The organism is Noviherbaspirillum sp. Root189 (assembly GCF_001428545.1).
Taxonomy (GTDB): domain Bacteria; phylum Pseudomonadota; class Gammaproteobacteria; order Burkholderiales; family Burkholderiaceae_D; genus Noviherbaspirillum.
In genome coordinates, this window is the sequence record NZ_LMHZ01000031.1 from 21,155 (window position 1) to 39,563 (window position 18,409).

The 18,409-nt window shown below is 57.7% G+C and carries 18 protein-coding genes and 3 pseudogenes; 16 read left to right on the forward strand and 5 right to left on the reverse strand.

Translation table 11 applies throughout. From position 1 onward, the window contains the following. Positions 1 to 5: 5 nt before the first annotated feature. Both ASE07_RS17840 and ASE07_RS17845 read left to right on the forward strand, forming a co-directional pair. A complete protein-coding gene (locus ASE07_RS17840; protein ID WP_057292183.1) occupies positions 6 to 1,550 on the forward strand; it encodes a DHA2 family efflux MFS transporter permease subunit in 1,545 nt (514 codons plus the stop codon). 80 nt (positions 1,551 to 1,630) lie between these two features. Beyond that, positions 1,631 to 2,086, forward strand: a complete 456-nt coding sequence (locus ASE07_RS17845; RefSeq protein WP_162256903.1) for a universal stress protein — start codon at positions 1,631 to 1,633, stop codon at positions 2,084 to 2,086. A gap of 96 nt (positions 2,087 to 2,182) precedes the next feature. Here the strand turns inward: ASE07_RS17845 and ASE07_RS28190 are convergent. The 4 genes and pseudogenes from ASE07_RS28190 to ASE07_RS17855 form a co-directional block, all read right to left on the reverse strand. Then, positions 2,183 to 2,305: pseudogene (locus tag ASE07_RS28190) on the reverse strand (transposase); the annotation flags it as partial. Positions 2,306 to 2,416: 111 nt separating this feature from the next. Then, positions 2,417 to 2,539, reverse strand: a pseudogene (locus ASE07_RS28195) (type II toxin-antitoxin system mRNA interferase toxin, RelE/StbE family); the annotation flags it as partial. 39 nt (positions 2,540 to 2,578) lie between these two features. Then, on the reverse strand, positions 2,579 to 3,067 hold the full coding sequence (locus ASE07_RS17850) for a transposase (protein WP_235548518.1): 489 nt from the start codon (positions 3,065 to 3,067) through the stop codon (positions 2,579 to 2,581). Then, on the reverse strand, positions 3,064 to 3,582 hold the full coding sequence (locus ASE07_RS17855; RefSeq protein ID WP_057292186.1) for a winged helix-turn-helix domain-containing protein: 519 nt from the start codon (positions 3,580 to 3,582) through the stop codon (positions 3,064 to 3,066). The genes ASE07_RS17850 and ASE07_RS17855 overlap by 4 nt, the downstream gene beginning before the upstream one ends. A gap of 139 nt (positions 3,583 to 3,721) precedes the next feature. Between ASE07_RS17855 and ASE07_RS17860 the strand changes: the two genes are divergently transcribed. The 3 genes and pseudogenes from ASE07_RS17860 to ASE07_RS17865 all read left to right on the forward strand — a co-directional run. Then, complete coding sequence (locus ASE07_RS17860) at positions 3,722 to 5,047, forward strand: IS1182 family transposase (protein WP_057292187.1); 1,326 nt, start codon at positions 3,722 to 3,724, stop codon at positions 5,045 to 5,047. Positions 5,048 to 5,269: 222 nt separating this feature from the next. Continuing rightward, positions 5,270 to 5,989: pseudogene (locus ASE07_RS28200) on the forward strand (transposase); the annotation flags it as partial. Between the two features lie 66 nt (positions 5,990 to 6,055). Beyond that, positions 6,056 to 7,013, forward strand: a 958-nt coding sequence (locus tag ASE07_RS17865) for an IS630 family transposase (RefSeq protein ID WP_442946095.1), incomplete at its 3' end; no start/stop codon positions are given. A 347-nt stretch (positions 7,014 to 7,360) separates the two neighbouring features. On the opposite strand, the gene ASE07_RS17870 is transcribed toward ASE07_RS17865, so the two are convergent. Beyond that, complete coding sequence (locus tag ASE07_RS17870) at positions 7,361 to 8,269, reverse strand: LysR family transcriptional regulator (RefSeq protein WP_057292188.1); 909 nt, start codon at positions 8,267 to 8,269, stop codon at positions 7,361 to 7,363. A gap of 125 nt (positions 8,270 to 8,394) precedes the next feature. Here ASE07_RS17870 and ASE07_RS17875 point away from each other — a divergent pair, with 125 nt between their 5' ends. The 11 genes from ASE07_RS17875 (at position 8,395) to ASE07_RS29855 (ending at position 18,408) form a co-directional block, all read left to right on the forward strand. After that, positions 8,395 to 9,585, forward strand: a complete 1,191-nt coding sequence (locus ASE07_RS17875) for an aromatic ring-hydroxylating oxygenase subunit alpha (RefSeq protein ID WP_057292189.1) — start codon at positions 8,395 to 8,397, stop codon at positions 9,583 to 9,585. A 129-nt stretch (positions 9,586 to 9,714) separates the two neighbouring features. Then, on the forward strand, positions 9,715 to 10,128 hold the full coding sequence (locus ASE07_RS17880) for a hypothetical protein (RefSeq protein WP_156396736.1): 414 nt from the start codon (positions 9,715 to 9,717) through the stop codon (positions 10,126 to 10,128). Positions 10,129 to 10,202: 74 nt separating this feature from the next. Continuing rightward, complete coding sequence (locus tag ASE07_RS17885) at positions 10,203 to 11,294, forward strand: TAXI family TRAP transporter solute-binding subunit (protein WP_057292191.1); 1,092 nt, start codon at positions 10,203 to 10,205, stop codon at positions 11,292 to 11,294. Between the two features lie 77 nt (positions 11,295 to 11,371). Beyond that, on the forward strand, positions 11,372 to 13,285 hold the full coding sequence (locus ASE07_RS17890) for a TRAP transporter permease (RefSeq protein WP_057292192.1): 1,914 nt from the start codon (positions 11,372 to 11,374) through the stop codon (positions 13,283 to 13,285). Beyond that, a complete protein-coding gene (locus ASE07_RS17895; protein WP_057292193.1) occupies positions 13,282 to 14,388 on the forward strand; it encodes a 2Fe-2S iron-sulfur cluster-binding protein in 1,107 nt (368 codons plus the stop codon). Before ASE07_RS17890 ends, ASE07_RS17895 begins: the two co-directional genes overlap by 4 nt. A 13-nt stretch (positions 14,389 to 14,401) precedes the next feature. Continuing rightward, positions 14,402 to 14,731 (forward strand): Rieske 2Fe-2S domain-containing protein, encoded by a 330-nt coding sequence (locus ASE07_RS17900; RefSeq protein WP_057292194.1) that lies wholly within the window; start codon positions 14,402 to 14,404, stop codon positions 14,729 to 14,731. A gap of 75 nt (positions 14,732 to 14,806) precedes the next feature. After that, positions 14,807 to 15,181 carry a 2Fe-2S iron-sulfur cluster-binding protein gene (locus ASE07_RS17905; RefSeq protein WP_057292195.1) on the forward strand — a complete coding sequence of 125 codons (375 nt, stop codon included), beginning with the start codon at positions 14,807 to 14,809 and terminating at the stop codon, positions 15,179 to 15,181. 96 nt (positions 15,182 to 15,277) lie between these two features. After that, positions 15,278 to 16,222 carry a catechol 2,3-dioxygenase gene (locus ASE07_RS17910; RefSeq protein ID WP_057292196.1) on the forward strand — a complete coding sequence of 315 codons (945 nt, stop codon included), beginning with the start codon at positions 15,278 to 15,280 and terminating at the stop codon, positions 16,220 to 16,222. Between the two features lie 179 nt (positions 16,223 to 16,401). Then, positions 16,402 to 16,833 (forward strand): GlcG/HbpS family heme-binding protein, encoded by a 432-nt coding sequence (locus tag ASE07_RS17915; RefSeq protein WP_057292197.1) that lies wholly within the window; start codon positions 16,402 to 16,404, stop codon positions 16,831 to 16,833. Positions 16,834 to 16,853: 20 nt separating this feature from the next. After that, the coding region (locus ASE07_RS29850) for an aldehyde dehydrogenase family protein (RefSeq protein WP_235548519.1) at positions 16,854 to 17,486 on the forward strand (633 nt) is incomplete at its 3' end. Positions 17,487 to 17,526: 40 nt separating this feature from the next. Next, the gene (locus ASE07_RS29855) at positions 17,527 to 18,408 is read left to right on the forward strand and encodes an aldehyde dehydrogenase family protein (RefSeq protein WP_442946096.1); all 882 of its coding nucleotides are present in this window, start codon (positions 17,527 to 17,529) and stop codon (positions 18,406 to 18,408) included. Position 18,409: the final 1 nt, after the last annotated feature.

Consider the following 18,409-nt stretch of genomic DNA (forward strand, 5'->3'; position numbering starts at 1 on the left):
AAGCAATGACTGCCGCCACAGCCGCAAACCCGGAAAGCGCACATCGTGGCTTGGTCACCGGGTCGGTCATGCTGGCGACCATCATGCAGGCTTTGGACACCACGATCGCCAACGTTGCGCTGCCGCACATGCAGGGGACTATGGGCGCGACCCAGGATCAGATTACCTGGGTACTGACCTCCTACATCGTGGCGGCGGCGATCTTCATGCCCCTGACCGGTTTCCTCTCGGCGCGCTGGGGACGCAAGCGCGTTTTCATGTGGTCGGTGGTCGGCTTTACGGTGGCCTCGATGCTGTGCGGCGCGGCGCAAAGCCTGAACCAGATTGTGCTGTTTCGTCTGCTGCAAGGGGTATTCGGCGCGAGCCTCGTGCCGCTGTCGCAGTCTGTGCTCCTCGATACCTATCCGCGCGAGCGCCATGGATCGGCGATGGCGATGTGGGGCGTGGGCGTGATGGTGGGGCCGATTCTCGGCCCCTCGCTCGGCGGCTGGCTAACCGAGTATTACAACTGGCGCTGGGTGTTCTATATCAACCTGCCGTTTGGTGTGCTGGCCTGGCTCGGACTGGCAGCGTTCGTGCGTGAAACGCCGATCGACCGCACGCGACGCTTCGACCTGCTCGGCTTCGCGCTGCTGAGCCTCGGTATCGGCGCGCTGCAGATGATGCTGGATCGCGGCGAATCGCTCGACTGGTTTACCAACCCGGAAGTGGTGATCGAGGCCATGCTCTCCGGCCTGGCGCTCTATCTCTTCATCGCTCACATGTTCACGCACGAGCATCCGTTCATCGAACCCGGGCTGTTCAAGGACCGCAACTTCAGCGTCGGCCTGCTGTTCATCTTCATTGTGGGCGTCATCCTGCTCGCCACCATGGCCTTGCTGCCACCGTTCATGCAAGGCCTGCTGGGCTACCCTGTGATCAATGTCGGCTTTCTGCTGGCCCCGCGCGGCGTGGGCACCATGATCGCCATGATCGCCGTGGGTAAGTTATCCGGCAAGGTGGACGTGCGCTACATGATTTTACTGGGCCTCATGCTGACCAGCCTGTCCCTGTGGGAGATGACCAATTTCAACACGGATATCGACGGCTGGGACATCGTAAAGACAGGCATTACACAGGGGGTGGGGCTGGGGTTTATCTTCGTGCCGCTATCCACCATCACCTTCGCTACCCTGGCGCCGCATTACCGCACTGAGGGCACGGCGCTGTTCAGCCTGATGCGCAACATCGGCAGCAGCATCGGCATCTCGGTGGTGATGACCTACCTGGCGCAACGCACGCAGGCCAATCATGCCGCGTTCGCCGACTACATCAATCCCTTCAATCTGGCGCTGAGGCAGGCGGTTGAGGCCGGCGCCTACAACCTGAGCACGCCTCAGGGGCTCACGGCAATCAACGGCGAGGTGACGCGCCAGGCCGCCACGCTGGCCTATTTGCAGGACTTCCGGCTGATGATGTGGATCACTTTGGCCGCCATCCCGCTGATAATTCTGTTGCGGGCATCGCCGAAGAAAGCTGCAGTGAACGAGGTGCACGCGGCGATGGAGTAACGGCAGCACTGCCGAATGTGCGACTGTAAACGCCTGCTAAATCGCCGACATACTTGTAACGCTATCGGAGGACAATGCGCATGTTTCAGACTATCGTTTTCGCCTATGATGGCAGCGCCGAGTGCCGGGATGCGCTCGAGGAGGGGATCGCACTTGCAAGCCGCTTCAACGCTCGCTGTCACTTGCTCGCGGTCGTGCCGCCACTGTCCCCCTACATCCTGGCCGCCGGCCCGCTGTCTGAAGACCTGTCGGAAAAAGACCGGGCCTACTTCAGCGCCGTCCTCGAGAAAGGCCTCGTACGCCTGCGCGAGGCGGGATTGGACACCGCCGGCTCCATCAGTATGTGGGAAGATCCGGCCGAGGCCATTGGCGCCTTCGCTGGCAAGGTCGAAGCCGACCTCGTTATTGTTGGGCACCACCGCCGCTCAGCCCTTGATCGCTGGTGGCGCGGATCGGTAGGCCATTCCCTCATCGACCAACTGCCGTGCAGCCTGTTCGTTTCCATGCCGCGCGAAGCGGCAAACCACTCTTCTTGACCATTTCTCGTAGAGAGTCGTAATCGAGCGCATCAGTCGATTTACGGTAATCGGAACAGAGCATGATCAAGAAGACCCGCCGCGCGCGTTCCTGCAATCGTCGGAGCAAACCGGGCAGCGGTAGCCTTCCGGCCAGCGCATCGCCATCACGACCGCTTCGCATTGGTCCTCGGTTCCATAGCGCTTCTGAAACTCCGGCATCGACATTCCTGCTTGCATTTGTACTCGGTTGATTCCCACGCCTCCTCAAGAAAATGCGCCTATTTTCAAGGCCCTACTCGCTCACCACGTGAGCCAGCGGAGCTTCGTTGCTAATCAGGCAAAATTGCGTTACTCAAACAACTCGGCATGTGTGCCTGTGCGCACGAAGACAATCAAACCGGTTTTGCCGCTGTCATCAAGCTTATAGGCCAACAGGAAGTCTCCGCCGATGTGACATTCCCGGTGTCCATCCCAATCGCCACCTACTGAGCGTTCACTCTATAGTTGACATCAGATCGTCAAGCCGGATTGCTTCCAGAACGCTGCGATCAAGTTGACACGTCGCTGCATGGATTTGAGTCGCCTGCTAACAAATGCCCGTACTTCGCCAATCGTGTCGCGGCACAGGTTCCCTAACTCACGTTGTTTCATATAAGCCCAGATGTATTCGGAAGGATTGAGCTCGGGCGCATAACCAGGCAAGTACTCGACGATGATATTGCCCCGCGATGAGCGCAGATAGTCGGAGACCAGCCTGCTGCGGTGCTGCGGCAGGCCATCCCAGACGATCATCAGCTTTTGGCCAATCGTCCTGTGCAGCGTGCGCAGGAAGCGCACCAGGTCAGGCTTCTGGATCGGGCCATACACGAATCGGAAATAGAAACGGCGTGCGCCAAGGGCAGCAATCACCGTCAGCTGCTTCCAGTTAAAGCTGTAGCGCAACACCGGCGTGCATCCTTTCGGCGCCCAGGTCTTGATTCGGGTCGGCCGCTCGCTCAAGCCGCTCTCGTCGATGAAGAGGATGATTCTTCGCTCGCGGCGCGCTTTTTTTTAAGCAGTGGCCAGCGTTGAAGCCGCCACTGTTGTATCGCTTGTTCGTTACGCTGGCCGGCGCGGCCGGTGGGACATTGACTGGAAAAGCCCATTGCCCGCAATACCAGCCACACACTCGTCTTGCAATACGAAATGCCAAACTCGCTCTCGATGAGCTGTGCAATCCGGCGCAATGTCCAGACGTCGGTGTCGAATCCATTGGCCTGCGCACCACGCAGCAGCATCCGGCATAGCCGCTTGCGTTGCGTGTCGTTAAGAGCTGGACGGTACCCGAGCGGCTTGCGATGCCACGCCTGTCTGTCAGCCTCTAGCGCTTTGGCCCATACCGACACGCTTTGTCGGCTCACACCCAGTGTGCGGGCAATCTCTGCCTGCCTCATTCCTCTAGCCAATAACTGAGCCGCTTGCTTGCGCCGTTGTTCCAGCGCAGTGAAATCACGACGATATCGCTTCGTTGCCATGACATAACCTCCATCCGTCGCAGGTCATGTCTGAGTTATACCTCAAATTCTTGTCAGGTATAGGCTAAACGCTCAGTAGGAGTCTGCGCGGCAGAAGCCGGTTTGTAAACGAATGGCGATGTTCATGCGTTACTGAGTGATGACGATAAGCTACCTACCCTATGAGCCCAACCAATTGAGGCTCATGCCTGATGCGCTGCAAGATTGGTTGCCGGAAGGCCATCTGGCGTACTTCATCAGCGACGCGGTCGACCAGCTCGATTTGAGCGCATTTCATAGGCGTTACGCGAAAGGCGGACCGCGCAACCAACCATTTCATCCGGCGATGATGGTCAAGGTGCTGGTGTACGGCTATGCCACTGGTGTGTTCAGCTCGCGCAAGATCGCACGGCGGCTGCATGAGGATGTGGCGTTTCGCATGCTGGGGGCGGAGAACTTTCCTGCGCATCGCACGATCTGCGACTTCCGGGCACTGCACCTGGAGGAACTGGGCGGGCTGTTCGTGCAAGTGGTCAAGCTGGCGCGCGAGATGGGTTTGGTCAAGTTGGGCACCGTGGCGGTGGACGGCACCAAGATCAAAGCCAACGCGTCCCGCCACAAGGCGATGAGCTACGAGCGCATGCTCAAAGCCGAAGCCGAATTGCAGGAGCAGATTCGGGCGTTGCTCGACAAGGCCAAGGCGGCCGACGAGGCAGAGAAGAGCCAGCCCGAGGTGGATCTGCCGGCTGAGATCAAGAGCAGGGAAGACCGGCTTAAAGCCATCGCTGCGGCCAAGGCCCGGCTGGAACAGCGCCAGCGCGAAGCCGACACGGCGCGCGGGCGGCGCGAAGGGGACGAGCGAAAACCACGCGACAAGGACGGCAAGCCCAAGGGTGGCCGCTACAAACGCGAATTCGGCATTCCCAAGGAGGATGCGCAGGAAAGCTTCACCGACAGCGACAGCCGCATCATGAAGCGTGCCGGCGGCGGCTTCGATCAAAGCTACAACGCGCAAACGGCAGTCGATGAGCATGCGCATATCATCGTCGCCGCCGAGGTGACCAACGTGGCGGCCGACAGCGGACAGTTGCCCGTCATGCTCGCCGCGATCCAAGTCAATCTGGATGCTCAGCCCGAGCAAGCGTTGGCCGACGCGGGGTACCGCAGCGAGGCGGTATTCGAGCAGTTGAGCACATCGAAGACCGAGGTGATTGTCGCGCTGGGACGGGAAGGAAAAGACGGCGTCCGCTCCGACGCCGACAAATGTCCGCACACGGTGGCCATGCACGACAAGCTGCAAGGCGCCGACGGCCGGCAAGCCTACCGCAAACGCAAGTGGATCGTCGAGCCGCCCAATGCCTGGATCAAGGCCATCCTGGGCTTCCGCCAATTCAGCATGCGTGGTTTGACCAAGGTGCAAGCCGAGTTCAAGCTCGTCTGCATGGCCTTGAACCTGCGTCGGATGGGGGCAATGCGAAGCGCATAAGGGCATTCAAGGCCAGAAACGGCTGGAAAATCGCGACGTGGCGCTCTTGCTTGACCGCCGCGCGGGGTGTGCCGCAACCAAGGCGTGGCCATCCAGCGCATCGGGCGCGATCGAACCGCTTGCTCTGCGCCGGATTGTCAGTCAACAACCGTCTGCCGCGCAGACTCCTAGTGGATGATCCATCCCGTGCTTTGTGGCTACGGTTGGTGTCCAACTGAGCTATACCTTGCTGCATTAACCGCAGCCAATCCTCTCGCCGATCCACCGAAGTCCATCTCGCTAACGGATCCAGGAGCTTCCTGGACGGCCACTGCGGGCCCTGCCTTCTTTGCCTATTCAACTAATTATCTGGTCGATGTAAAGGCCGGCATCATTGTCGATGTTGAGCCATCATCAACCAACCATGGTGCACAAGCACAGGCGACACGTATCATGATCGACCGAGTCGAGCAGCGATTCCAACTGAAGCCGCAACGGTTGATCGGCGACACAGGCTACGGGTCTGCCTCCATGCTTGGCTGGCTAGTTAAACAGAAGGGAATTGAGCCACACGTGTCGGTATGGGACATGTCAGCACGCAAGGATGGAACCTTTGCTGCAAGTGACTTCATCTGGGACGCCACTGCGAACGAATACCGCTGCCTGGGTGGGCAGGTATTGCGCAGTCAATGGCGGGCATTTACCAATCCACGGTCCCACATTACCAAAGCTGACACGATTCTCTATCACTCCAGTAAGCGAGACTGCCAACACTGCAGTCTGAAACCGCAATGCTGTCCCAATACGCCAACCCGCAAGATTGCGCGTAGCATCCACGAAGATGCGCGGGACCTGGCCCGCAGCATTATGGACACACCGCAGTATCAGCAGTCCCGATGCGAGCGCAAGAAGGTGGAGATGCTGTTTGCCCATCTCAAACGCATTGTGAAGCTGGACCGCTTACTCATTAATCAGGAAATAAGTCGACATTTGGGGGAATTTAAAGTTTCAGGTGTTGTCCGACTTTGCATGAAGAAAGATGGACGCAAACTGGATCTAATGGCGGTACAGCGGGTGCGCGAAGGCGAAAGTGCCAGCACGGTGATCGCCAGCTATGGCATGAATCGCACCACGATCCACAAATGGCTCAAGCAGGCTAACGGCAAGGGGGCGGGGATGCGCCGGCTGCAGGCGCGCAAGGCAACGGGCCGACCGCGCACCCTGACTGGGCGTCAGGAACGACAGGTTTTCCGCTGGATCAACGGCAACAATCCGCTGCAGTACGGATTGGACTTCGGGCTGTGGACACGGCAGATTGTGCGGGACCTGGTGGAGCGGGAATTCGGCCACAGGCTGAGCYTGGCATCGATTGGAGCTCTGCTCGCGCGGCTGAACCTGTCCCCGCAAAAGCCGCTGCAACGCGCCTACCAGCGCGATCCCGAGGCAATCGAACGCTGGCAGCGCGAGACCTATCCGGCCATTGCGCGGCGTGCGAAGGCGCAACGGGCCGACATTTACTTCTGGGACGAAGCCGGCTTTCGTGCCGATGCGGTGCAGGGCACGACCTGGGGCGTGAAGGGACAAACACCGGTGGTGCAAGTGCCCGGACAACGGCAAAGCATCAGCGCGGCTTCAGCTGTCAGCGCCAAGGGCGCATTCTGGTTTGCCACCTATGAGGGAGGCTTGACGGGAGAGTCGTTTGTGGCCTTGCTTGACAGGTTGATGCATCGGCGCAAAAAGCCGCTGCATCTGATCCTTGATTCGCTGCCGGCGCACAAGACGAGTGCGGTGAAAGACTATGTCGCGAGCAAGCAAGGCAAACTGACACTGCATTATTTGCCGGGCTATGCGCCGGACCTGAATCCGGACGAACTGGTATGGAGCCATGCCAAGCGCACCGGTGTCGCACGCCGGCCACTGCAAGCAGGGGAAAAACTCGAAGAGCGCGTGACTGCCCAGCTCACCGATATTGCAAACAGGCCCTCATNCCAAGCGCACCGGTGTCGCACGCCGGCCACTGCAAGCAGGGGAAAAACTCGAAGAGCGCGTGACTGCCCAGCTCACCGATATTGCAAACAGGCCCTCATCGGTACGCTCGTTCTTCAAACACCCAAGTGTCGCCTATATTTCTGACTCATGAGGATCGCTACACTCGTCACTGGCATCTTGAAAAACTGGGCTTCCGATTACCCTACGAAGCCCGTCAGGCTTATGCCATGCAAAAGGCCACCTGAGTTGCAAAACCGTGTCCGGACAATCCGAGCCGGTACATCGACGATTACCGATGAGGTGCTCGCCGAAGTCGAGCAATGCCACAGACTGTGCCTGCACCATTCATACAAGAGACAGCTCGCTTACCTGGCAATGGTGAATGAATAGTTGCAGCCTGGCTGACAGATATTTTTTCCTGTGGTAAATAATATAAAACTGACGCGTGAGCTCGGGCAGCGGCGTATCGAGTACTGCAAGCCTTCTACAGGCAAGCTGATCCTGGATTGCCCAGTGTGACAGGCAGCTTAGACCCAAACCGTGCACCGCGCCGCGCTTGAGCGCCTCGGCGCTTCCAAAAACCGTTCCCTCGTTGAGATAGTGCAGATGAGGTAACAGCATCTCCTCAACCACTTCCCGTGTGCCGGAGCCTCTTTCCCGGAGCAGCCAGTCTGCCTTTTGCAACTCCTCTATCGGAATCTTTTGATTCGGATACCGGCGTGTTACCGGGTGGTTGGAGGAGCTCACGATCACAAGTTTATCTAGCATCCAGGTTATCGTTTTGAGTTCCGGCTCATGGCATGGCCCCTCGATGAAACCGACGTCGACGTCGAAATTGGTGACCGCGTTGGCGATCTCGTTGATGTCGCTGATCCGGACCGCCACATGCGTAGCGGGTTGCTGCTCACGAAAGCCTGCAACCAGCGCCGGCATAATGTAGTGACCAATGGTCGCGCTGGTTCCCACCTTGAGCAGCGATGCCGCAGGCCCGCCGCGCGAAGAAAATTCCCTTTCTATGGTTTCCGCGCCATCGACGATCAGGCTTGCCTGTGGCATCAGCATGCGGCCGTTGTCGTTGAGAGCCAGTCGATTGCCTACCCGGTCGAACAATCGCGTATCCAGGCAGGTCTCCAGTTCATGGAGAGCTGCGCTGACTGCGGACTGCGACAACGATATGTTTTCGGCGGCCGAGGTCGTGCTCCCGGTCCTCCCGATCGCGATGAAGATCTGCAGCTGGCGTAGCGTGAAACGCATTTTGCTTATCCCCAACTATCAACAAATTAGGTAGTCATTATAAAGACTATTCATTTCACCACTAGTTACATAAAGGATATGCTGTTAGTAATTGGCCGTATTCATCTAACCTGTAAGGGAACAATATGAAGGAAAATGAGACATTTTATTCCATTCCTTGGGAAGACCTTCCGCCGACTCACTATGTGGACAATCGAATTTTTTGCGACCAAAAAATTTTCGATATCGAGCAGCGCGCCATTTTCTCCAAGGTATGGAAATTCGTTTGCTGCGAATCCGAACTCGCTGGCACAAATGACTTCCGTACCACCACGGTAGCGGGCGTTCCGCTTCTTATTGTACGCGGACCGGATGCGAAGATTCGCGCGATGGTGAATTCCTGCTCGCATCGCGGAGTAAAGCTGGTCGAAGAGCCCGCGGGCAACGCGCGCAAGTTTGAATGCCTGTTCCATCGCTGGACCTATGATGCCCGCGGCAGATGCATCGATATTCCGCGCGAAGAGGGTTATGCATGCGTCAAAATTGACAAGGCGCAATGCGGTCTCAAGCAGGTCCGATGCGAATCCACGCGCGGCTTGGTGTTCGTGAACCTCGACGATGATGCGGCCCCGCTCGAGGACTACTTGGCGGGATGCCTTTCCGTGTTTGACGATGTCTTCGGCCAAGTGGAGCTTGAAGTCTTTCATTTCCATGAGCAGGTGCTCGATACCGATTGGAAGCATTGGCAGGAGACGAACATGGAGCTCTACCATGAATATCTGCATGTGCTCAATCGGAAGACCGGCATGATCGATCCTGCCTATTTCAATAGAACTTGGCATGCGTTTGAAAACGGCCATATGGCGGTCGATCCGCTCATCATCCAGTACGAGAAAATGCAGGGCGGCGCCTCCCGCGAACAGCATACGCTGCCCGGATTGAAGCCGAATGAATTTCGCCTTCTGGATATTTTCCCCGACGTCATGCTCAACTGCCGCGCTTCCGTCCTGCGGATCGACACGCAGATTCCGCTAGCGGCAGGAAAGACCTTGGTCCAATTCCGCGGTCTGGGTGTCAAAGGCGAACCGGAACAGATGAGACGCCAGCGCATCCGGGACCACGCCGAATTCTGGGGGCCATTCGGCAGGAATCTGCCCGAAGATGCCCTGGCGACGGAGAGGCAGAAGGAAACCATGGGAAAAGCCTCCAAATACTCTCTGATGGCCAGGGAGGAAAACCGCTTGACTCAGGATGACTTCCCAGTTCGCGAGTTCTATCGCCAGTGGGAACGTCTTACAGGTTTGCGCGCGGCTTCCGCTTCGATGCTCCCTGAATAGCTGACACGAACCTCTGCAGGAGACGATATGGTACAAACTCACGCAATACCACCGGTCCGGATAACTGAAGCGCCACTTTCCACAGAACCGTTGGAGGCGATACGACGGGTCATCGAACGAGGCTGCCAATTGCTCGACGCCGAAAATTATTTCGAATGGCTGGCCACTTGTGCGGATGACCTCGAGTACTCCATCCGCGCATATAGCCCTGAAATCCGTAATGAAGTCACCTGGCTCGAAAAAGACTATAAGGGGTTGGAGGTGCTCTTCAAGCAGCTGCCCATGCACGAAAGGTACAAGGGCCAGTTCAGGAGAATACTTGGCTGGACTGGCTGGGCCGGCCACGACCCGGAAAATCGGATATTCGCCGTGGAAAGCAGTTTGTGCGTCTACCACACCGACCTGCATGGCGCATCAGTGCTCTACTGCACCGCAAAATACCGGGACAATTTCTGCCTTGAGTCCGGCGTGCCCGTCATGTGCTCAAGGATGGTGCTGATGGACACGCGCAGATTACCCTTCGGATCCCATATTCCGATTTAGGGCTGCTGTCGCGTCAACGCTGTTGCATCAACACACATAGACCGAAAAGACAATTTTGTGACAAAGGAGACAATATGTACACAACGATACTCAAACAACCGATTGCGGGCTTTTTCCTGACCGTGCGTACGCGCCGGAATTCCCTATTGGGCCTGCTGGCAATATCATTCGCGGCATGGAGCGCCAGCGCGGCCGCCGAAACCGTATTGCGCCTTTATACCTATCCGCAAGGAGCCTATGGCCAGGTTGCCGGGGTCACGCTGCAGAAGCTGATTGCGAGAAACAGCAAGTCGCTGCGCATTGAGTCTCTGCCTGCCGCCGGACGGGAACAGTATGCGGACTATGCGGATGCATCGCCCGAGAAGCGCAAACTCATGATCCTGACCATGAGCCATATCGAGCCTGTTCTTGGCGAAAAAGGCCAGATACCTTGGAGCAAGCCGGTGCCGCGCATGAAAGCGTTGATAACCTTTGCGCCGAATAGCGCCGTAGCCATGTACACAAATGACCCGTCGGTCAAGACCATCTATGATCTCGCCGGCAAAAAAGTGGATCTGGGCCTGCCCGGATCCTATGTCTACAACTCGCAGGCTCCACTGTTCACCGCGGCCGGCCTCATGCAAAAAATCCAGCTATTACCCAGCGTAAGCATCAATCAGGGCTGGCAGCGGCTCGGGGACAAGGTGGTCGACGCAACCGGCGCAGGCATCATCAATATGCGTCTTCTGCCGCCCGGTCCATCGGATATTGTAAGGAAAAACAAGATATATCAGGTCCATGTGCCGCAAGAGTTGTTTAAGAAGGCCCAGGACACGACCGGTGTGCCGCTGTTGCCGCTTTCGGTAAAGAAGGGCGCATTCAAGGAAAGCTATGCGCTTGATTATGAAGTCGGGCGCGAGGACTCCGGCACGCTGGCACCGGCCTTCACGCCGGGATTCTGGGCGTCCGCGGACATGCCGGATGAGATTGCCTATGAAATCGTCAAAACTGCACTGAAAAATATTGATCAGTTCGGAAACGACCACGCGCTGGGCAAGCTGCTCAAGGAACAAATCGGGCACATGACTGTTCCGCAGGCCGAATTCCATCCGGGCGCGCGGCGCGCATACCAGGAACTGGGGTTCAGCTATGGACTGGAGGGCATCAAAGCACACACCAAGCAGTGAAATGCAGGGTGCCTGTTCCGGATTCGTCCACAATTCTTTAAACAAGGGCCGGCACACAAGAGCTAAGGAGACATTTAATGAAGAATTTGAAATTGACGATTGCGGAATTGAAATGGACCGAGAAGGCATTGGCGGCGTTAGCTCTTGTCTATGTGGGATTTCATTTCTTGAACCTGTTCATGACTTTCGGGCCGATGGGCTCGAAAGTCATTCACATCTCCATGGGCATCGGCGTGCTGACGCTTGACCTGCTGCGCCGGCATTCAGGCCGGTCCATGAAGATCGTCGCGGCCTTTGCATGGGTGTCCGTGCTCGCGGCATCCGCTTACTTTCTGTCCGATCAGATCGGCGTATTGACCCGATATGGCTTCGCCTCTCCTCCCGACATGCTGGCCGGAGCGGTTCTCGTATTCTGGATGTTTTTCCTGACCGGGCTTTACTTCGGCGCTCCTTTTGCGGTGGTCGGCATTGTTTTTTTCGTCTATGCCTATCTGGGAAGCTATTTGCCTGCGCCTTTGACCGCGCCTGCGTCAGACTTGCTGAGGGTGACTTCAAAGCTGACGGTAGGCGCGTTGGGGGACGTCGTTGAGTTAAGCGTCACAATCATTTTTTTGCTATTAGTCTTCGGAACCTTTCTACAGGCGTCCGGCGCAGGTGCATTCATCTGGCGGGTCGCAGGCAATTTGGCACGCCGCATTGGCGGCGGGACCGGAGCACTTACGGTGGTATCTAGCGGCCTGGTGGCCAGCTTTACTGGTGTTGGCGCGGCCAATGTCGGCATTACGGGGCCGATTGCGATCCCGCTGATGAAACGCGATGGCTATACGTCCGAGCAGGCCGCCGCAATCGAAGCAATAGCGTCTACCGGCGGGCAGATCACGCCGCCGATCCTAGGAATGGTGGCGTTCCTGATGGCCGATTTCATCGGCGTGCCCTACGCCAGGGTTGTTCTGGCAGCCATTATTCCTGCGGCGCTTTTTTATATGGGGCTGCTGCTTTTCGTAGTCTTGATTTATCGCAGGAATGGCGGACAAGGGCAAATTCAAGGAGAAGTCCATGCCGGCCCGGCGCATGGATGGATCAAGGTTAGCATCAGTTTTCTTTTTCCGATCGCGGTGATCGTCGCCCTCATCATCGCTGGCATGTCGGTCCAGCTGGCGGTGTTCTGGTCTATCGTCGCTATCGCGGTGCTGGCGCTCATATTCCGCCTCGAGCGCGATCCGAAGGTTTGGCTGCATGCCGTATTAGAGGCAGCCATCAATGGAGCGGCGCTTGGAATGGCTTCCGGTGTGCTCGATGTCGTGATGGCCTCGCTGGACATTACACAGCTCGGGATGATCGTCGGTTTTATTGTTAGCCAGATCGGCGGCGCCAGCGTGCTGGCGAATTTCCTCCTGGTGCTGGTGGCCGCGTATGTGATGGGTATGGGCATGCCGGGCGTTGCGGTGTATACGGTACTGGCCGTCACCTTGGCTCCGGTGTTGATCGGCCTCGGGGCTGAGCCATTGATGGCGCATTTCCTGATCATGTACATGACCATTCTTTCCAACTTCACGCCGCCGGTCGCGCCAACGCTGATGCTTACGGCGCGGATCGCGGGAGCGAATTATATGCGCGCGGGTCTGGAGGCCATGAAGGCTGGAGCAGGGTCAATGCTGTTGCCTTTCTTCCTCTTTTCCTATCCGGCTCTCCTGTTGCATGACGCATCGCTGGGAGCTGTTCTGGAAGCGGTAATAGTTACGTCGGTAAGCATTTTCCTGTTGACGGTAAGTTTGCTGGGATGGCTGGGGCGCCCGATATCCATGTTCGAAAGGGTACTGCTTGCCTTGCCGCCGATAATCGCATGGAGCGCGGGATTTGCCGGTATAAGGTCGACATACTGGGCCGCGGTAGCCGTATGCCTTGCAGCCTTCATCTGGTCGGTTTTTGCCGGGTATCGTACGCGGCAAAAAACGATTGCTGCACGAGCCATGGAGGTGGAGCGCATATGAAAAAGGAGATTGCGCTGCCGAACTGCCGCCCCGATCGTGCTCGCGCCACGGTCCCGGTCACGCTCGAAACGGAGCATAACTCATATAAGGTGGATGTTGCGGCAGGTGACCTGATTCTCCACGAGGCCTTGCGTGCCGGGATTCCATTGGCGTATTCGTGCGCGAGCGGGACCTGCGGAACCTGCGTGGCGCAGGTGATGGAAGGCGCGCTGGAGAATCGCTGGCCAGACGCGCCCGGCCTTTCAGCAAGGATGCGTCAAGGCGGCCGGGTTCTGTTGTGCCAGTCTGCCGCATCCGTTCCGACCCGGTTGCGTACGGCGGAAAGCGCAGTTAACAGACACGGTCCGTTGCACACGCCGGATTATTGCTCCGCACACGTGCTAAACAAATCCTGGCTTGCGCCGGGCGTCACCGAGCTGCAGCTGCAGCTCGATCGCGGCCTGCTTTTTACGCCCGGGCAATTCATTCTGGTCTGGTTTCAAGGTTTGAACGGGCCGCGCGCGCTCTCGATTTCAAATACCGATCACTCCCCTGTAGACCAGGTTCGCCTGCTAGCAAAACCCCGAAAAGGAAGCGAGCTCGATGCGTTGCTGGGGTCTGATAGCGTGATAGGCATGCCGCTACGGCTATTCGGCCCTCTGGGATCAGCATGTCTTGAAGATGGCGCGGCTTACGATGACATCACCTGCATCGCTGGAAGTACCGGGATAGCGCCTATGCTTCCAATCATGTTCGAGTGGGCGCGTCAGGGTGCGCCTGGTTCCATGCAGCTTATCTACGCGGCGCGCACGCGCGAAGACGTGTTCCTGCTGGAGGAGATTGAGCACATAGTGAAACGTTCCGGCGGCCATTTGAAGGCGATCATTGCTTTATCCGAGCCGCGCGACGACGACGTTGATGTTCTGCGCGAGCAAGTCCGCGGCTTTGCACAGGTATTTGCCGGCTATGCGCACGACGCGGTTCGCGAGCTGGCAAGCGCCAGGCCACTGGGCGGCATTGCGTTTGTCTCCGGGTCGAAACCGATGGTGCAGGCGACGGTTAAAGCGCTGATCTTGCACGGCAAGTTGAGCCCAACAGCAATTCGTTCCGATGATTTTTGTTGAAAGGATAAATGCAATGTCTTGGAAGAAAGTTTGTTCTCTTAATGAACTTGAGCAGAATCAGATCATGGAATTTGATGTGGACGGAACGCCCGTGGCGGTAGTCCGCGGCGACAACCAGACGGTAGTGATTCCTCCGATGTGCCCGCATTTGGAGGAACCGCTATGCCAAGGAATCTGCGATGGTCAGACACTGACGTGCCACAAACATTTATGGCAGTGGAATCTCGAGACCGGCGAGCCGTTGGGGCTGGCGCAAAAACCGCTGAAACGCTACGACAGCAAGGTTGAGGGGGAGCTGCTTTTTGCGTTGATAGATCATGAAATTCTATACGATTATGAATGAGCCAACATTGCTGAAGAGGCGGGCTGTGATCGTCCGTAATCGCAGGCCTTGCGATTAACTTCAGAACTCGCCGACATGAAGCGCTTACCAGCAATTGATAGCGGGGCAGGGGCGACAAACTGCCGTCATGCGATCCGACTGCTGCAGACGGGCGAAGCCTATGTTTGCAGTAGTGCGGAGACATTGTTGCAGGGTATGGCACGGCTTGGCAAAAAGGGCATCCCGGTTGGGTGCCTGAACGGCGGCTGCGGCGTGTGCAAGGTTGTGATTCGCTGCGGCACCGTCCGCAAAGCCGGTGCGATGAGCCGTGCACATATTTCCGAGGAAGAGGAGGGTCAGGGAATAGTGCTGGCCTGCCGCGTCATGCCCGTCAGTGCGATCGACCTGGATGTCATCGGCAAGATGAAGAAGGCGGTCACCCGAACCCTTTGGGGAGGAAACGCGGTTTGAAGTGAAGCATGAAGCAGGCCACGGCGGTTTTCGCGCAAGAGCCGGTGTGATGCCGTGGATCGATGGTAGATAGATACAAGTAACCAGGAGACTGAAATGGGTGTAATGAGAATAGGCCACATTAGCATCAAGGTGATGGACATGGATGCGGCGGTGCGGCATTACGAAAAGGTCATTGGCATGAAAACCACGCACAAGGATGCCAAAGGCAATGTCTATTTGAAGTGTTGGGATGAGTGGGACAAATACTCGCTGGTCCTGACGCCGTCGGAACAGGCGGGTATGAACCATGTCGCGTACAAGGTTGAGAAGGAAGCCGACCTCGATATGCTGAAACAGCGGATCGAGGCTTACGGCATCAAGACGGAAATGCTGGAAGCGGAGAGCCTGCCCTTTGTCGGCCGCATGCTGCAGTTTGCGCTGCCCAGCGGCCACGACATGCGCTTGTATGCAAAAAAGGAATGTGTCGGCACCGATGTCGGTTCCACCAACCCGGACCCATGGCCAGACGATCTGCGCGGTGCTGGCGCGCACTGGCTTGATCACTGCCTGTTGATGTGCGAGCTGAATCCGGGAAAAGGCATCAACAAGGTTGCCGAAAATACCAGGTTCTTCATGGAAGCGCTCGATTTCTTCCAGACCGAGCAAATCGTCGTCGGTCCGGGCGGGGTGATCCAGCTGGCCTCATTCCTGTCGCACTCGAGCAAGCCGCACGACATTGCCTTCGTCGGCGGCGACCGGCCGGGCATGCATCACTTATCATTCTTCCTCGATTCCTGGCACGACATTCTAAAGGCAGGCGACATCATGGCCAAGAACAAAGTGCGCATCGACGTCTCGCCGACCCGGCACGGCATCACGCGCGGCGAGACCATCTATTTCTTCGATCCGTCTGGTAACCGCAATGAGACCTTTGCCGGGTTGGGCTACCAGGCGCAGCGAGACAAACCGGTGATCACCTGGACCGAGGATCAGGCTGCGCGCGGCATCTTCTACCACACCGGCGTGCTGGCAGAAACCTTCACCACCGTATACACCTGATCGGCAGCCAGCTCAACAGGTTTTGCTCTCCCGCCAGCGACGCAGCGTCCGGCGACCACGGACCCATCCATGTCGCCAGGGATGGGGCGGGAGGAGTGTCCGCCACGTGGGGTGGGCAGCACGCGACGCTGGGCCGGGGCCGGAGTGGGACCTCGGCATGACTATCCAGGAGAGTGAGCATGAATCAAGAAATCGGTCAGCCGCAGCTGACCTGGCAGACGGCGCACCAGGCAATAGAAGCTGCGGTGCGCCAGGCGCTGGAGCTGGGTGTCAGAATCAACGTATCGGTGGTCGACGCTGGGGGTGTTCCATTGGCCTTTCTTCGCATGCATGGCGCGCCGCTGCATTCGATTGAAATCAGTGAAGACAAGGCCTACACCGCGGTCAGTTTTGGTCTGGCGACCAGCCAATGGACCGACGCGCTCAAGACGCATTCGGAAGCGGTCAGGCAAGGCTTGCCGCTGCGTCCGCGCTTTGTAATGTTCGGCGGCGGGTTGCCGATGCGATGTGGCAGCGAGCTGATCGGCGGTATTGGCGTGTCAGGCGGCTCCGAGCAGCAAGATGAACAGTGCGCAAAGGCCGGTTTGGCCGCAATAGGATTGCAGCAATAGCGGACATTTAAGGAACAGCAATGAAAGAGATCAGAAACTTTATCAATGGCGAGTATGTCAGTACCGGCGACTGGTTCGACAAGTTCACGCCATATGATGGCCGCTTAATCGCCCGCGTCGCCGAGGCCGGCCGTGCAGAAGTCGATGCTGCGGTGCGTGCGGCGCGCGAAGCCTTGCATGGTCCATGGAGCCGGCTGGCGGTTGCCGACCGCTCCGACCTGTTGTATGCAGTGGCCGATGAAATCAACCGGCGCTTCGATGATTTTGTCGAAGCTGAAATAACCGACATGGGACAGCCGGAGCAATTCGTGCGCCATGTGGATGTGCCGCGTGGCGCTGCAAACTTCAAGGTATTTGCCGACATCGTCAAGAATGTGCCGAACGAATTTTTTGAGATGGCCACGCCGGATGGGCGCGGCGCACTGAATTACTCGCTACGCCGCCCGGTCGGCGTGGTGGCGGTGGTCTGCCCCTGGAACCTGCCATTTTTACTGATGACATGGAAGTTGAGCCCGGCCATGGCATGTGGCAACACAGTGGTGGTGAAGCCGTCGGAAGAGACGCCGCAGGCAGCCGCATTGCTGGGCGAAGTGATGAACAAGGTCGGCATCCCCAAAGGAGTTTTCAATGTCGTGCAGGGGTTTGGCCCGGATNGAAGAGACGCCGCAGGCAGCCGCATTGCTGGGCGAAGTGATGAACAAGGTCGGCATCCCCAAAGGAGTTTTCAATGTCGTGCAGGGGTTTGGCCCGGATGCTGCCGGTGAATTTTTAACCACCCATCCGCAGGTGGCTGCAATTACATTTACCGGCGAGACTCGCACTGGCGCCGCAATCATGAAGGCGGCTGCCGATGGCGCGCGTCCCGTCTCACTCGAAATGGGAGGCAAAAATGCGGCAATCGTGTTTGCCGATTGCGATATGGATGAAGCGATTGCCGGCACGATTCGCTCGACTTTTGCCAACTGCGGACAGGTATGCCTGGGCACCGAGCGGATCTATGTCGAGCGCCCGGTCTTCGAGGAATTCGTCACCCGTTTGAAGAATGCGGTTGAAAAAATGAAGCCCGGCGCGCCAACCGATCCGGAAAGCGGCATGGGCCCACTGATTTCGCAGGAACACCGCAACAAGGTACTGTCCTATTATCAAAAGGCAGTGGAAGAAGGCGCCACAGTGGTGACCGGCGGCGGCATCCCGGAAATGCCCGATGCTCTCAAGGGCGGCTCSTGGGTGCAGCCGACTATTTGGACCGGGCTGCCAGACACGGCCGCGGTCGTGCGTGATGAGATTTTCGGCCCATGCTGTCATATCGCACCGTTCGACACCGAGGAAGAGGTGATCCGCCGCGCCAATGACAATCCCTATGGCCTGGCTTSTGCCATCTGGACCTCGAAGCTGCAGCGTGGCCACCGGGTCGCAGCAGCGATCGAGGCTGGCATTGTATGGGTCAATTCCTGGTTCCTGCGCGACTTGCGTACGCCGTTTGGCGGCGCAAAGCAGTCCGGCATCGGCCGGGAAGGCGGAGTGCACTCGCTCGAGTTTTATACCGAACTAAAAAACGTTTGCATCAAACTGTGAC